The sequence below is a fragment of the Brevibacillus brevis genome (assembly GCF_022026395.1).
Classification (GTDB): Bacteria; Bacillota; Bacilli; order Brevibacillales; family Brevibacillaceae; genus Brevibacillus.
The window spans coordinates 1,584,884-1,600,742 of record NZ_CP041767.1 but is presented as its reverse complement, the minus strand read 5'-3'; the positions used below and the strand labels follow the sequence as shown (position 1 = coordinate 1,600,742).

General features: G+C 49.4%; 16 protein-coding genes. 2 read left to right on the top strand and 14 right to left on the bottom strand.

Annotated elements, in window-relative coordinates; genetic code table 11:
* Positions 1 to 21 precede the first annotated feature (21 nt).
* The 12 genes from FO446_RS08080 to FO446_RS08025 all read right to left on the bottom strand — a co-directional run bounded on the left by FO446_RS08080 (position 22) and on the right by FO446_RS08025 (position 10,442).
* Positions 22 to 1,227 (bottom strand): MFS transporter, encoded by a 1,206-nt coding sequence (locus FO446_RS08080; RefSeq protein ID WP_173608729.1) that lies wholly within the window; start codon positions 1,225 to 1,227, stop codon positions 22 to 24.
* Positions 1,228 to 1,258: 31 nt separating this feature from the next.
* Positions 1,259 to 1,822, bottom strand: a complete 564-nt coding sequence (locus FO446_RS08075) for a thioredoxin family protein (protein ID WP_142063781.1) — start codon at positions 1,820 to 1,822, stop codon at positions 1,259 to 1,261.
* Between the two features lie 28 nt (positions 1,823 to 1,850).
* Positions 1,851 to 2,240 (bottom strand): IDEAL domain-containing protein, encoded by a 390-nt coding sequence (locus FO446_RS08070; RefSeq protein ID WP_173608730.1) that lies wholly within the window; start codon positions 2,238 to 2,240, stop codon positions 1,851 to 1,853.
* A 62-nt stretch (positions 2,241 to 2,302) separates the two neighbouring features.
* Entirely contained in the window at positions 2,303 to 2,740 is a 438-nt protein-coding gene (locus FO446_RS08065; RefSeq protein ID WP_173608731.1) for an RrF2 family transcriptional regulator, read from the bottom strand.
* Between the two features lie 235 nt (positions 2,741 to 2,975).
* Positions 2,976 to 3,455 (bottom strand): GNAT family N-acetyltransferase, encoded by a 480-nt coding sequence (locus tag FO446_RS08060; protein WP_221867636.1) that lies wholly within the window; start codon positions 3,453 to 3,455, stop codon positions 2,976 to 2,978.
* Positions 3,456 to 3,523: 68 nt separating this feature from the next.
* Positions 3,524 to 4,504: a quinone oxidoreductase family protein gene (locus FO446_RS08055; RefSeq protein ID WP_173608733.1), complete on the bottom strand. Its 981-nt coding sequence runs from the start codon at positions 4,502 to 4,504 to the stop codon at positions 3,524 to 3,526.
* 32 nt (positions 4,505 to 4,536) lie between these two features.
* On the bottom strand, positions 4,537 to 5,124 hold the full coding sequence (locus FO446_RS08050) for a DUF1802 family protein (RefSeq protein ID WP_237900345.1): 588 nt from the start codon (positions 5,122 to 5,124) through the stop codon (positions 4,537 to 4,539).
* Between the two features lie 41 nt (positions 5,125 to 5,165).
* Complete coding sequence (gene nadR / locus FO446_RS08045; protein ID WP_221867635.1) at positions 5,166 to 6,224, bottom strand: multifunctional transcriptional regulator/nicotinamide-nucleotide adenylyltransferase/ribosylnicotinamide kinase NadR; 1,059 nt, start codon at positions 6,222 to 6,224, stop codon at positions 5,166 to 5,168.
* Positions 6,212 to 6,925, bottom strand: coding sequence for a nicotinamide riboside transporter PnuC (gene pnuC, locus FO446_RS08040; protein WP_221867634.1), 714 nt, complete (start codon positions 6,923 to 6,925; stop codon positions 6,212 to 6,214). Before pnuC ends, nadR begins: the two co-directional genes overlap by 13 nt.
* A complete protein-coding gene (locus tag FO446_RS08035; RefSeq protein ID WP_221867633.1) occupies positions 6,922 to 7,782 on the bottom strand; it encodes a TIGR02452 family protein in 861 nt (286 codons plus the stop codon). Before FO446_RS08035 ends, pnuC begins: the two co-directional genes overlap by 4 nt.
* 24 nt (positions 7,783 to 7,806) lie before the next feature.
* Complete coding sequence (locus tag FO446_RS08030) at positions 7,807 to 8,715, bottom strand: NUDIX hydrolase (protein ID WP_221867632.1); 909 nt, start codon at positions 8,713 to 8,715, stop codon at positions 7,807 to 7,809.
* A 452-nt stretch (positions 8,716 to 9,167) separates the two neighbouring features.
* Positions 9,168 to 10,442 (bottom strand): cation:dicarboxylate symporter family transporter, encoded by a 1,275-nt coding sequence (locus tag FO446_RS08025; protein WP_173608739.1) that lies wholly within the window; start codon positions 10,440 to 10,442, stop codon positions 9,168 to 9,170.
* Positions 10,443 to 10,705: 263 nt separating this feature from the next.
* On the opposite strand from FO446_RS08025, the gene ytvI reads away from it, so the two are divergent.
* On the top strand, positions 10,706 to 11,737 hold the full coding sequence (ytvI, locus tag FO446_RS08020; RefSeq protein WP_221867631.1) for a sporulation integral membrane protein YtvI: 1,032 nt from the start codon (positions 10,706 to 10,708) through the stop codon (positions 11,735 to 11,737).
* A 93-nt stretch (positions 11,738 to 11,830) separates the two neighbouring features.
* On the top strand, positions 11,831 to 13,075 hold the full coding sequence (locus FO446_RS08015; protein ID WP_221867630.1) for a pyridoxal-phosphate-dependent aminotransferase family protein: 1,245 nt from the start codon (positions 11,831 to 11,833) through the stop codon (positions 13,073 to 13,075).
* 37 nt (positions 13,076 to 13,112) lie between these two features.
* On the opposite strand, the gene FO446_RS08010 is transcribed toward FO446_RS08015, so the two are convergent.
* Complete coding sequence (locus FO446_RS08010; protein ID WP_232773406.1) at positions 13,113 to 14,432, bottom strand: (Fe-S)-binding protein; 1,320 nt, start codon at positions 14,430 to 14,432, stop codon at positions 13,113 to 13,115.
* Positions 14,425 to 15,840 carry an FAD-binding oxidoreductase gene (locus FO446_RS08005; protein WP_237900343.1) on the bottom strand — a complete coding sequence of 472 codons (1,416 nt, stop codon included), beginning with the start codon at positions 15,838 to 15,840 and terminating at the stop codon, positions 14,425 to 14,427. Before FO446_RS08005 ends, FO446_RS08010 begins: the two co-directional genes overlap by 8 nt.
* Positions 15,841 to 15,859 lie beyond the last annotated feature (19 nt).

The window sequence follows — 15,859 nt, the reverse complement described above, 5'->3', positions numbered from 1 at the left end:
CTTTTCCTCTTTCAAAAATTATTAGGCCACTGCCCTTTTCACACTGCGACGGCTTTCCACCTGCGACAAGAACAAGCTGAGAACCAGGATAATCGCGCCGAACAAATACGGTGCGTTCAAATGAACCCCGTACAACGTACCCGCCACTGCTGGGCCAAAAATATTCCCCAGACTCATGTAGGCATTGTTCATCCCTGCAACGAAGCCCTGTTCATCCCCCGCTCGCTTGGAGATCAGCGTGTTGATTGCAGGACGCATAATCGACGTCAGGGTAAAGAAGATAACCGTCATAATCAGCATATACCAGAAGTTACCGGACAATAGCATCATCACCATCGATACAGCAGACAAGAAGAACGTCACGTTAATGAGTTTTTTCTCGCCAAAACGAGTAATGAGCTTGCCGATCAGCGCTGCCTGCACAATCGTACCGGCAAGAGCACCCACTGTGATAATGATGGAAATATCACGCGGAGTATAAGCGAACTTTGCATCGACGAACAGCGGGAAGATGACTTCGAAGTTCGCCAAGCCAAACGTCATCGTAAAGACCAACACCAGCATAATGAAGTACGACGATTGAAACGACTTGCCGAGTTGTACGAAGATGTTTTCCTGTTTGTCTTTGGCGTTTCGCGCCGCGAGCTGCTTTTCTTTCGGAAGTGATTCTGACAAGAAAAAGATGGAACCGAGTGTGGCTACCGCACCAACTGCCGCGGAAATGTAGAACGGCATACGCAGACCAAGCTCCGCCAAAAATCCACCAATACCAGGTCCGATAACAAATCCGAGCGACATGGCGGCCCCGAGCATCCCCAGTCCTTTTCCACGTTTATCCTCTGTCGTAATGTCTGCTACATACGCCAGCATGGACGGAATCATCGCTGCTGCCCCGATCCCGCCGATCAGACGAGAAAGGTAGAGCACCCATGTCTGTTCAGCCAAGGCAAAAACCAGATTGGAGATCGTAAACAGGACGAGTCCCGATACAATCATGATTTTTCTACCGTACTTATCTGACCATTCCCCGGCAATCGGAGAAAAAAGAAATTGAGTTACACCAAAAGCCGCCACCAAGTATCCAGCCGTCTCCCCACCCGCGCCGAACTCTTTGAGAAATTCGGGCAAAATCGGAATAATCAAGCCAATTCCCAGCATGGCGATAAACATGTTGATCATCAGGAAGAGAATCGGTCGCTGACTATTCTCTTGTTTACTCATATTCATTTATCCATTCCTATCCATTTAGATTTTCTTTTTAGCCTTGCAGCTTCGCTTTTACGCTTTCAATCACCGTGCGCCAAATGGCAGGGTCTGTAGATATCTTTTGCTTGAAGTTGCGGTACAACTCCTTTTGCTTTTCCTCAAAATCTGGAGCGTCTGCAGCCGGCAATCCTGCACGGGCAGTCGTAATCATTTCCTGCACCTCTGGCGAACGCGGACCCCAAACTCTTGCCTCGTATCCATCCTGGTCGAGGAAAATAAAGATAGGAATCGCACGTGCTGTGCCATTGGTCAGGTATTGGTCCATCAACTCCAAATTTTCGTCGCGGATGAGAAAGCGCAATTCGATATTGCTTTCCTCGGCAATTCGCTGAATGACAGGAACGCACAAGGAAGCATCCCCACACCAGTCTGCGGTCAGCACGACCCCTTTCCAATTGCGCTGGGAGAGATCCTTCCAGACTGCCAGATCCTCATCCGTAAATGTGAGCTGATCATACACACGGGACAGCTCTTCTTTGTTGACGTTCATGCTTTCTTTGTACGCTGCAAAGCTCATTCCTTTTTCAAACCAACTGTTCTGATTCACGTTAGACATACTCCGTACTCCTCCTGTATGTTGAAAATTATTGCTCCCAAATAGCGGAAGTTCCCAAGCGATTGCGAATGGAAGAGCTTCTTGTTTTGCGGGTTTCTTTCCCTGACGCCTGTTTCATGGTGCTTGCCTTGGCAGTCAGATCCATAAACCACTCTCTATCTTTGGTTGCGAGGGCGAGGTCGATCAAATCATGCATATGCTCCTCATCATCAAAAGAGCCTACCGGAATGCGTTCCATCCACTGTCTCGGAATCACCACCTGTTTGCCGATCGTCTCTTCGTTGTCGCATTGAACCACATATACTTTTGCGGTACCTCGCAATGAATCATCTGTTTCGACGAAGCCTTGAACTAACTCTCCGAATTTGGTTTTGCCCAATACCCAATCTCCGACTTCCAATAACTCATCTCGATTCATTTTCGTGCACCTCCTAATTGTAACGGAAATCATTACAGTTTCCATGTTAAAAATTTGTATGGTTACTGTTGCGAATTCTCCTGACAGCCATGACGGACTTTATCTAATACGGTTTGGATCGTTATTTGTTCCAAATACTTCGTAAAGTACATCTCCGCTTCGGTAAAAATCTGATCCATGACCCCGTGCATATTCGCAGAAACCTGACACGCTTCCTGCGGATCTCCCGAACACCAGTGTGGCTTCAGTGTACCATTCGAGATCGAACGATATATCTCGGCCAAGGTGACCTCATTCGGATCGCATGCGAGGATATAACCGCCGCCAATTCCCTCTTTCGTCTTCACAAACCCGTTCTTACGCAGAATGCTCAAGATTTTGCGAATTCTGGCAGGATTTGTACATACATTTTTTGCGATGAGCTCACTGCTTGCCATATGCTCTGGGATATGAGCCAACAAAGCCAAGCTGTGAACAGCTATGGTAAATTCACTATTCACGTCACAGACGGCCTCCTTGCGAAGAGTACTGTAATAATAATTCGTACAGTTACGAATGTCAACAATTGTGTAGGGGCAAACTTTTTTAAAAAAACGGGAGGTTTTTTATCTTCGGTGGTCGGGGGAGGTGAAGGCACATGTTTTCCAGTCGCCTTTTTCCTCACTACGTTCGGGCGGTCTCCTTCCAAACACGTACCTTCGCTTTTCGGACAGCTATTGCTTCTGCGAGGCTTTTTTAAATAAGTTTTTTTATAAAAAGGATTTCATCGCGGATTGGGATGCCATTGTCTGCGATCAGGGGGATTTCTGGTTTGATTTGGCGGGCCTTGTCCACGGCATTGATGTACAGCTCGTGAAGCTGATAGCCTCTCTTTTGGTAAAACCCCATGGCGTGCAGGTTATCGTTGGTGGTGACGAGCTTCATGCGGTGGCAGCCTTTTTCTTTGGCGGTCTGCTCTACTTGATTGAGAAGTGCGGTACCGATTCCTTTGTTTTCGATCACACTGTCCAAGGAAATGATTTCGCATTCCTGATCTTCGAGAACATAGGAAATAAACCCCTCGATTGCTCCATCTTCTCCCTTCACTGCGTAGCCATCCAGCACATCGCATTGGAAGACACCACTGAAGATGACCATTTGCGGACTTCCCCAGTGTTTGATGAAAAATTCAGTGATGACGTTTTTGTCCAGTTCACTTGTTGAAATCATCTGCATAGCATTCACCTCTTGAAATTGATAAAGCGAAAACCCCTGCTTGTGAATCAGCAGGGGGCTCCACATCTTTACGAGCGGACATCCAGCAATACTTTTCCCGTACTCGCCCTGCTCTCTACCCACGCATGAGCGCTCGCTGCTTCTTCCAATGCAAAATGCTTGCCGATCTTGATGTTCAGCTGTCCATTCGCCAAATAGTCCAAAACTTGCTTGGCTGTATCCTGCAACAAGTGTGGGCGTAGCTTGCGTGTCGTACCAAAGCTGAAGCCTAAAACAGAGCGGCAGCTTGCGTGCAAATCGATTGTCTTGATCTGACCGATTTCGCCGCTGGCATTGCCAAAATGGACAAGTCGGCCGTACCAGGCGAGGCACTCAAGACTACGCTCGCTCACCGTTCCGGAAATTGAGTCCAAAATGACATCGGCTCCCGCACCATCCGTCAGCGTGTGTACCTTTTCCACAAAATCTTCGCGATCATTGCAAATCACATGGTCGGCACCGGCTGACAGGGCAATTTCCGCTTTTGCTTCATTACCGACTGTGCCGATGACACGACCTGCTCCGAGCAGCTTGGCTAATTGAATCGCCGTCGTCCCGATTCCGCCTGCCGCAGCGTGAATCAGTATGGTTTCCCCTTCGGCAATACGGGCTACCTTCGCCAATAGCTGGTACGAAGTAAATGACACGACCGGGCAAGCGGCTGCTGTTTCCGTGCTGATTTGATCCGGTAGCGCAAAGGTCAAGCTCTCATCCGCCACGATATACTCGGCGTATGAACCGTTTGCCGGAAACGCAATGACTCGTTGTCCCACCTTCAGTCTTTGCACCTCTGCCCCGACTTGTTCGATCACGCCAGTCGCATCGAGCCCCGGGATAAATGGTAGCTTGGCTGCTCCCTTTTTTCCATACCTGGATTTGATATCGGCAAAATTGACACTGGTCATCTCCACGCGGATCAGCACCTGTGTAGGTGACATGATCGGCATCTCGACTTCCGCATATTTCATCGTCTCAGGCCCGCCTAATTCCGTTACCAAGATCGCTTTCATGAGAACCCTCCAGACAAGAGTGGAATGGAACGTCAGTTTTGCAGAATGGTCATGATCGCAGCTTTTTTCGCTTCAAACTCCTCGTCGGAAAGCACAGGGGTAAAAGCAGCTCGCGGAATGTCCACCAATAGGTCATGCCAAGATTTGCAGCCTTGATAAGCAGCGTCAATCGGAATTTCCACCGGTTGCTCTAATCGATACATCCGCACGAACAAAATGTGCAGCGGCTGTTTTTTCTTCCAATGCAGGCGCACATCTGCGAAATTATCCGTCCAGATGTGGAAAGGTGATAACGCGCGTAGCTTGGCTTCGTCCATCAGCTCAACATCGTTGGTTACTTCGGCAAAATATTCGATCATCACCGTCTTCTTGTCCATTGTCCAGCCTTCGAGGGTGGCGTCTAACAGGTGTTGGTAGTCCACCTTTACCATGTCGCGCTTCTGGTGCTCATAGGTCGGATACAAATAAAATTGATTGTTTTCCAAGCGGAATTCTCGTGTTTCTTCGTATAACCCACCCTTGCGGATCGTGATGATCTGCTCACCTTCTCCAAGTGCTTTGACGGCGACTGCCCATTCCTTCAAGCTAAGGGGGGATAGCGGCTGTGCGATCGACTGCATGCAGCACGGCTCCCTTCTACTGTCAGAATCGTTTGATGACTTTAGTCTAGCCCAATTCTGGCTCGTTGAGAAGTCGTCTTCAACAGTTGATCGACATGCTGCATAGCTCCTTGTAGTCTCTCGGCATAATTTCCTCGCAATGTCACGTACGTAATTCCCCGCTTATCCAGCATCTGGCGCAGCTTTTCATGATTGTGCAGGCGCACTTGGTCTTCTCCATGCACACGCAGCCCATCATCTACCCATGCGACATCTGGCTCCATGAACAGCCACAAATCATACGTTTGCTCTTTGGCAATCTGGTCAAGAACCGGGAAGGTTTGCCCGGTATACAGTTCAGAGTAAAACTGGGTGACAATCGCTTCGGTATCGATGAACAAGAGCTTGTTAGCTTTCTGGAGCGCTTCGTACTCTTTCATTTTGTGACCATACGCGATATGTGGGAAATACTCCGGTGTCAAAATCGTATCGCAGCCCCCGACCTCTTCGCAGATTGTGCGTCCATACTCCTCGACAAACACGGTGTTGTAGATTTTTGCAAGATAACGGGTCAAGGTCGATTTCCCACAACTCTCTGTTCCTACGACCACTACCTTTTTGACGAAATAGGGTTGAACAACAGTCGGGATGTGCTGCCAATGAGCGAATACCCCTTCGTTGCGAATCTGGGTAGCGGAGATCGGTACTTGGCTGCGCGGTTCATCGAGAATGATGTGCGCTGCCTCCGGATATAAACGGCGAAATATTGGATCATAGGCGGACTCGGAGCTAAAAACCAGATCGATTTTTTTCCCGATGTTGCGCTTGATGTCCCCTGCTCCCGCCTCCCAATCGTAGCTCTCGTCACTATCCGCATGATCCTCAACTGCAAGCACACGAACATTTTCCATGTCTTTAACCAGCGTGGACAGCCATCTCAAGCGCACTTCATAGGGAATTGGCTTGATTCCTGCCTCCTCGCACAGCTTTTGGTCCCGAGTCGGGCTGTGCGAAAGAACGACGTACAGTTCGTCGCAGCGGCAGGCCGCCTGTGTAATCGCGTATACATGACCCTGATGCAGTGGCAAAAATTTGCCACCAATGAAGCCTACGCCCCCCATGTCTGCTCCTCCCTTTGCTTGCGGTACTGTCTTACCCAGTTCATCAAGCCGTATATGGCATTCACCAAATAAGCGGACCACATGACCAGCATCGAGATGTCGCTTCCGTCCTTCAAAAACGCTGCCAGCCACATGTAGATGGTGAACAAATCAATAACGATCCAGACCACCCACTGCTCGACCAAGCGCTTCACCATGAAAAGCATCGCGATGACGGAGAGAACAGCTGTCAAGGAATCGACAAAAGGCAAAGCCCCGCCCATCTGCTTCAATACAAATCCATAGGCAATCGTTGCAATGATGCTCAAGATGGTCCACCAAATACGTGCTTGGTTGGACAAAACCGCAATCTTGACGTCATTTTGTTTGACTTCGGACACGCGATTTTTACGCCACAGGTAGAGTCCTATGAATTGCATCGGCAAAAAATAGAGAAGATTCAGCATGACTTCCCCATAATACTTTTGCCCATAGGCGACGAACGCGTACAAAACCACATTGATGATACCCGGGTAGTAACTCCACGTCTTTCCTTTAGCAACCAGCACAACACTCAACATCCCTGTTAAGGACGCGATCAATCCGATGAACGTATCATCCAGTGCGAAATACAAATAGACGGTAACGAGTGTAAACGAGATGAGCCATATTTTTTCAAACCAATTCCAGTCTGCTAAAAAGCCGGTGCTTTTCGCATTCATGCGAATCTCTCCTTGAACGCTCGCAGGTTTTCCTGGCGCGCAGAATTGTCGTAGACGGCAAAAACAATGTGGTCAAAAAGCTGTGCATACTGTTCCTCGATCAAAACAGTCGCAAAGTAATTTGCTACGTCCTCAGCTTTGTTGCGGAATACTCCGCAGCCGTACGCTCCCAAAATGATCGTCCTGTGATTGTGAAGGGCTGCTGCCCGCAAAATTTTCCGGATGCGCTCCTTCATGACAGGACCAATCTTTGCTATATTTTCAGGCTCTCGTTCACGAACAACCCCAGCATTCACAGCAGGCGCCGTAATAAAAGACAAGAGATATGGGTCATGCAAAAGCTGATCGCTTTGGTCGCGGAGCACGGGGACCCGCGGTGAATAAATCATGTAGTCGGAATAAAAGCAGGTTTTCAACTGGCGATGATAGGTGTACATTTCCTGCATTTGCACGATGCAAGGATACAGCCCGGAGGAACGCGCCAAGCTCTCTTCCTGCGCCTGGCTTCCCCCGAGGAATCCTCCGCCCGGATTTTTGGCGGAAGCAAAATTCAAGCATATGACATCTGCTCGTTTCTCAGAAACGACGAGGCGCTTGGCTGCATCCAGGCTGGATTCCGAGGTAATCTCGACCTTGGCACGCAGTTGTGCAGCCGTTGTTTGATGCGTTGGCAGTTGTACTGTGTCTGCAGCCAAATCATTTGGACGATACAAGACCGACTGGCTGATTGCAGCAGCGAGATCCTCCGTAATGCTCTTCTTTTCTCCCGCTTTGTTCACGTAGTAGCCCTGCTCTATGATTTGCAGCGTCTCTTGCGCGATTCGTACGCGCACGCTTCGATTATGTCCCTGATTCATTGTGATTTCCTCCCTGGTACGGGGCTACGTCTGATCCATCCATTCCGGGTTAAAGCGGAAATACTTGGATGGTCGGTGCCCGGCATGTTTTCGATATTGATTCGTTTCCAGCACTTTGTCGGCTACCTTCCTGCGAAACGCCGCAGCCAGCAGCTCACGTCCCAAAATCACTTCGTACACCTGTTGCAGATCGCTTAATGTGAACAGCTCTGGCATTAAGGCAAAGGCGATATCGGTGTATTCAATCTTGTTGCGCAATCGCTCCAGTGCGTATTGAATGATTTTGGCGTGATCAAATGCAATGTTGTTCGACTCTACAATTTCGCGGGTCTCATGTACGGTGCGGCCCATTACTGTTTTGGTAATTTTAATCGTGGCAGACAGTTCCTCTTTCTCGTGCACCAGTCGCAGTTCCAGCCATTTTTCAGTAATGGAGCCGTCAATCGTCGCCGTCTTTGTTTCTTTCAGCCACCTGTCCTCGATGCGGTACCACTCCGCTTCCTCTGCATCATCCCCTGCCTGCAGCTGTAAAGACGAACTGTCTACCAAGGCCATGTACGACGTGCTGATAACCCATGTCCGTGGATCTCTGCCCGCATCTCCCCAGGTGTAGAGCTGCTCCAAGTAAATGTCGTCTACGTTTGTTTCCGTACGCAATTCGCGTCTGGCTGCCTCCTCCAGACTCTCCCCAGGTGTAACAAACCCACCTGGCAACGCCCATTGGCCGATATACGGATGTTCACCACGCTTCACGAGCAAAATTTTCAACGACTTGGGCGAAAGCTTGCGGTAATTCTCCTCCAGCTCATCCATCACGGTGAATACCAGCATATCGACTGTCACAGACGGCCGCTCGAATTGGCTGACATCATAAGCTTCCAAGTACTCCTGTTCGGTTTGACCTTGTTTATTGACATAAGGTTTACCCTTCATCCAATCGCCTCTTTTTGCTACTGATTTGTTGTTGCCTTTTTGTTATTAACAAAATGTTATTATCAAGTTGTTGGTATCATATTACTCTTTCCTGTTTTTGGTGTCAATAAAAATTACCCACTTCAAGCGAGAGTTTTTATTGTCTTAAAAAGCCGCGTAGAAGAAGCGCATTTCCAGTCCAAGCGCCTCTGGAGCCCGCCCTAGCGTAGTAATAAATGGCGGGGGTTTTCAGCTTCACTTATGGAATACTTCCTCGAAACTTCTACGTTTGAAGCGCTCCCGCCATTTATTGCGAAGCGGACAGTCTTCACCCCTTGCAGGGCGGAGGCCGAAGCGTAGACTGGAAATGCGCTTCTTCCCACCACCCTAGCCACTTTTTAAAACAAAACAAAAAGCCCCCTGCCAGCTAAATTCACTGACAGGAGGCTTCTTAAAATTATTAATAGCTTAGATTAAGCCGCACTTGGATCGGCTTTTACTGCCTGAACATAATCGTCTGCTTTCTTTTGGTCGAACTGACCTTCCCAACGGGAGATTACGATTGCTGCCAACGCATTACCTACAACGTTAACAACTGTACGAGCCATATCCATCAAACGGTCTACACCGGCGATGAAAGCAAGGCCTTCTACTGGGAGACCTACAGAGCCGAGCGTAGCCAACAGTACTACGAACGATACTCCCGGTACACCAGCGATCCCTTTGGACGTAACCATCAGTACGAGCATCAGCGTGATCTGTGTGCTGATTGGCATGTGAATACCATACATTTGCGCAATGAACAGAGCAGCCAGTGCCTGGTACAGTGTGGAACCATCCAGGTTGAAGGAGTAGCCTGTCGGAATAACAAAGGACGCGATCGCCTTCGGACAGCCCATCTTCTCCATTTTTTCCATGATTTTAGGCAGTACAGTCTCGGAGCTGGAAGTGGAGTAAGCCAACAACAGCTCGTCCTTCAGCACACGCAGGATGGAAGTGATTTTGACTCCGCTGATACGCGCGATGATGCCCAATACCACCAAAATGAAGAACAACATGGCAACGTGAACCAAAATAACCAGTTTCCCCAATGGAATCAAGGAAGACAAACCAAATTTGGAAACGGTAACACCAATCAATGCAAAAACACCAAACGGAGCAAAACGCATGATGGTGTTCACAACCCAGAACATGGCGTCCGCGACTCCATTGAAAAAGTTGAGAACCGGCCTTCCCTTCTCGCCTGCTGCTGCGACACCAAGTCCAAACAGAACGGAGAAGAAAATAATCGCTAACATATCACCACGAGCAAGAGAATCAAAAATATTCGTTGGTACAATCTTAACGAATGTTTCCACCATACCGTGGCTCTGCGTTGATTCTGCCGTGTCTACATACTTGTGGATATCAGTCTTGGTAAGGACTGTTCGATCCACACCGACACCCGGTTGAAAGATGTTCGCCGCCAAAAGACCAACGATAATGGCAATCGTGGTAACGATTTCAAAATACAAAATTGTCTTACCACCGATTTTGCCCAACTTCTTCATGTCACCTACGCCTGCTACGCCCACAATAAGCGTGGCAACAACGATCGGAACGACAATCATTTTAATCAATCGGAGAAAAATATCACCGATAGGCTGTAAATAGGTCGCCACTGCCGGGTTGCCGTAAAAAATAGCACCCACCAGGATACCCAGAATGAGACCGACGACAATTTGCATCGCTAATCCAAACCGCTTCATTCTGACACCTCGCTATGAAAGATTAAGATGTAGCTCTCAAGTCGATATGCTTATACGCATCAAACTTGAGTGGTATATAGGTGAGCATCATATCATGAATTTTTGTGTTTTCCCCTTTTTTGTATTCTTTTCATTTCTTTGTTTTTTCTGATAATATCTATCAATTTCGTGCTATGATTGGGTTCATTGTGTTCGCTTCTGGAAAAATGATAAAATAAGAGAATCAATTTTCAGCGATTTTTCATTCAGAATGGAGCGCAGTCATGACGATTCGGAAAATGATCATCCTGCTATTAGTTCTAGCAGTCGGGTTGTTTCTTTTGCCTTACTCCGTCCCCTTTTTGCTAGCACTGTTAACAGCAATTCTGGTTGAGCCACTCGTCTTGTTTCTTACCAAAAGGCTACGAATGAATCGAATGAGTGCGGTAATCGCATCCTTTTTCCTCTTCCTCATTTCTTTTGGGATCATACTGTACTGGATCGGTACGCAGATTGTGGTTCAGGGAATTGTTTTGGCTCAGCGATTACCAGCTTTTTCGCAGCATATTTTTGAGTTGGTCGAGTCCTATTTGATGAGCTGGGAAACGTACTATGCGTCGTTACCTGCCGAAACCGTATCGGAAATCCAGAGCGTCTTCGCTGGGCTTAAAAACTGGGCGCTTACTTCAGCCTCCACGATTGCCAAAGGTATTCTCGGTGTGGCAGCCATCGTTCCGGGCTTTTTGATCTCTACGATTATTTACTTGGTTGCCTTGTTTTTGATCAGTCTCGATTTGCCGAAATTGCGTGCGGGCTTCATGCGAATGTTCACGGTGTCTGCTCGTGAAAAGGTCGAGGTGGTTATCTCTCAATTGAACCGTGCCACCGTTGGTTTTTTACGTGCCCAAATCATCTTGAGCCTGATGACGTTCACGCTGTCCTTTTTGGGATTACTCATTTTACAGGTCAAGTATGCAGCCGTCATTTCGCTCATGATCGTTTTCGTCGATATTCTCCCCATCTTGGGGGCAGGCTCGTTCCTCGTTCCATGGGCTATTTACAACTTCTTGATGGGCAACTCTTATTTGGCAATCGGCCTGATCGTCATCTTCCTCGTGATTACGGTCGTCCGCCGCATTATTGAACCCAAGGTACTCGCATCTAATCTGGGAATTAGCGCCCTAGCCGCTCTTGTCAGCATGTTCCTCGGATTTCAGGTGATTGGATTTTTCGGGCTGATACTCGGTCCAGCGCTCGTCATTATCTACGAGGCGCTGAGAAAAGCTGGCTTCTTGAATTTCAAAATAGATTTTTGATGGGCATAGAAGTTTGGTAGTGCTACGGCCGTTTTTTCCGGTGATGGAATCGGAAAATCGGCCGTTGATATAGAAAGATCTGGGGGAGAGCTTATGTGTGCGTACAAAGAACTGACCACCTCACAACGAACAATCATGACGCCAGGGCCCGTCGAGGCCGAGCCTAGTGTTCTTCGCGTGATGGGTTCACCCATTTTGGGGCAATTCGATCCAGAATTCACGAACATTATGAACGAAACAATGGAAATGCTTCGGAAATTGTTCCAGACATCCAATCATTGGGCATTCCCGATAGACGGAACCTCACGGGCGGGCATTGAGGCCGTTTTGTGTAGCATAATCGAACCAGGAGATCGGGTGCTTGTACCCATTTATGGACGATTCGGGCACTTGCTTACAGAGATTGCGGAAAGGTACGGCGCAGATGTGATTACGATGGAAACACGCTGGGGAAGTGTCTTTGAGCCGCAGGACGTGATTGCTGAAATCGAGCGAGTTCAGCCCAAAATCGTAGCAATGGTTCACGGCGAAACATCCACTGGCTGTGTTCAGCCTTTGAAAGAAATCGGGGAGGCTTGCCGCCGGATGGATGTCCTGTTTGTCGTCGATGCTGTCGCCTCTATCGGCGGGACAGAAGTGAAGGTGGACGATTGGTATATCGACGCATGTATTGGCGGCACACAAAAATGCTTGTCTGTCCCCTCTGGGATGGCTCCTATCACGTTTAATTCTCGTGTAGAAGCACTCTTGCTCCAACGGAAAAAAATTGAGCGTGGACTCGCTGATCCCTCTGCTCCGAAATCTGCTCAAACCCGAACGATTCGCAGCAATTATTTTGACTTGAGCCAGCTCATGGATTACTGGGGACCCGCACGGCTGAACCACCATACGGAGGCGACAACCATGTTGTACGCCTTGCGAGAAGGTGTGCGCATTGCCCTCACAGAAGGCCTGGAGGCGAGATTCGCCAGACATCGCTTGCATGAACAAGCCTTGGTCGCTGGTGTGTTGGCGATGGGTTTGCAGCTCTACGGCGATCCGGCTTGCAAGCTTCCTGTCGTGACCTGTATCAAAATTCCTGACGGGCTCGACGGAGAGTCAGTGCGTGCCATGCTGCTCGAAGATTTTCATATTGAAATTGCCAGTTCCTTTGGGCCGTTAAAAGGGACAATCTGGCGGATTGGCACAATGGGCTACAGCTGCAGGAAGAAAAATGTATTGCATGTGCTAGGGGCGTTGGAAGCGGTTCTTCTCCGGCATGGCGCCCGTGTACACGCAGGACGCTCCGTTCAAGCTGCGTTGGATATCTACGATCAGGAAAAAGCACAAAGCAGCTAGCCCCTCTTAAGCGGAAAAAGCCTTTGTCCTTCCCCACTTACTCAGGGGGAGACAAGGGCTTTTCTTTCTGCTGCACACGTGCCAATAAATCGACGATGTGTACGGCCTCCATCTTTCCTTCCAGTCCCGCTCGATGAATGCCTGCTTTCATTTGCAACAGACAGCCCGGATTCGAGGTCACTAAAATGTCTGCTTGAGTAGCTGCTACATGACCCATTTTTTCATCCAAAAGGCTCCCGGCCATTTCAGGCTGCACCAGATTGTAAATGCCAGCTGAACCGCAGCAGCGATCTCCTTCGCGAAGTTGTACGTATGTAGCTCCCGGAATGGCTTGCAAGAGGTTCACTGGCTCTTTTGTCACCTTCATCCCGTTACGCAGGTGGCACGAGGATTGATAGGTGATTCGTTGCGGCAATGACTGCCACTCTTTTGGCTCAACGAGGAGTGTAAGTACCTCGCTAATATCCTTCACGCGTGAAGCGAACCATTGTGCTCTCTCCTGCCACTCGGCATCTTCCGCAAGCAAATGGTCGTAATCTTGCAGCATCGCCCCGCAACCACCTGCATTGGATACAATGATATCCACGTCAGCCTTGTGAAAAGCAGCCACATTTTTTCGCGCCAGATGGCGAGCCTGTTCACGTTCACCGCTATGTGCATGGAGAGCACCGCAGCAAACCTGGTCTGGAGCGATGATGACCTCACAGCCTGCCTCACTCAGAATCCGCACGGTGTTGCGATTCGTCTCATTGAACAGGACATCCATGATGCAGCCGTGGAACATTCCTACACGATACTTGCGCTCGCCTGCCGCTGGAATAACCGTGCCACCGAAAAAGTCCACGATACCTTTTCCAGAAGCTTCTGGCATGATCGCTTCCATTTCCCTCATTTGCTTTGGCAGAATGGACAGCACTCCCAGCTTGCGAACGACTTTTTGCACGCCTGAACGCTGATAAAAGCGCAACAGCCCACCGAGCTGGTACATGCGCTTCTGATGAGGAAACAGGTGGAAAAACGCGAGCTTGCGGACGAGTTTGACCCACCATGGATGCTCCTGCACCTCTTCGATCGCTTCTCTCGTCTGCTCGATCAGTTGACCGTACGGCACACCTGCTGGACATACTGGCTCACATGCCCGGCAGCCTAGACATAGATTCATTTGATCGACGAAATTCTTGTCTGGCTCCATGACACCGTCTGCTACAGCTTTCATCAAGGCGATGCGACCTCGTGGAGAAGCTGCCTCGTAGCCTGTTTCCCGAAAAGTCGGACAAGCTGGCTGACAGAAGCCACAGCGCATACAGTTGGACAGTTCATCGTAATCGAGTTTCTTTACCAGGGCTTCTTTAAGCACGCTGGATCACCACTCTGTTCCGGGACTGTTTGGCAAACATCTTGTCAGGATTCAGTAGATTGTGAGGATCGAAAGCGTGCTTGATGCCTTTCATGATCTCCATACCTGCGGCCCCTACTTTCCACTCCAGATACGGTGCCTTGACGATTCCTACGCCATGCTCTCCCGTAATCGTTCCGCCCAAATCGATTGCCGCTGCGAAAATTTCCTCGAAGGCATGCTCGACACGCTCGATCTCTTCCGTATTGCGGGCGTCTGTCATGCAGGTCGGATGCAAATTGCCGTCTCCCGCATGGCCAAAGGTACAAATGCGCAGATCGTATCGCTCTGTAATCTCTTGGATCGCGGCGACCATCGGCGCAATCGAGGCCCGAGGAACGGTTGCGTCTTCCAAAATGGTCGTCGGACGCATCCGTGACAACGCGGCGAGTGCACTGCGTCTGGCCGTCATCACCTCATCAGCTTCCTCCGCTGTCGTCGCTACCTTGATTTGGACCGCATTATTCTTCTCGCAAATCGCAGCGATCTGCCCCATATCTCGATCAACCGTCTGCGGCTCTCCGTCCTGTCCGATCAGGAGAATCGCCGCGACATCTGTCGGTAGCCCGATCTGTTTGAAATCCTCGACAACACGGATCGTGCCCTGATCGAGAAATTCCAGCGTGCCAGGGATAATCCGATTGGCAATGATATCGGAAACAGACCTCGCTGCCTGTGCCATATCTGAAAACATCGCGAGCATAACTCGCTGTGTCTGCGGCTTCGGTATCAGCTTGAGAATAGCCTCGGTAATGATCGCCAATGTGCCCTCGCTGCCGACCAAAAGTTTGGTTAAATCATAGCCCGCCACATCCTTCATCAGCTTGCCTCCGGTGCGAATGACCTCTCCGTTCGGCAAAACAGCTTCGAGACCCAGCACGTAATCCTTGGTTGTCCCGTACTTCAACCCGCGCAGTCCACCCGAATTAAGCGCAATATTCCCGCCAATCGTGGAGATGACCATACTGCCTGGATCGGGTGGGTAAAACAAACCGAGCTCCTCTACCGCCTGATGGATGTCGACCGTTCGGACCCCCGGCTGCACCGTTATCGTCAAATTTTGCTCGTCAATCTCTACAATCTGATTCATCCGGCTCAACACCAAGACAATTCCGCCCCCGACTGGTATCGTTCCACCGCATAGATTAGAGCCAGCCCCACGCGTCACAATCGGGATGTGGTGTCGTGCTGCAACTCGCATGACCTGTTGGATTTCGGCAGTGCTCTGCGGCATGACGACCACATCCGGCAATGCCTGCTGCATTGGCGTCGCGTCATACGAATAAGCGACTAATGCTTCCTTTTTGTCGAGACAGTTTTTCGCTCCGACGATAGCACACAGCTCTTCGCGAATAGATTCTGGCAACATGGAATCTCTCCACCCTTTC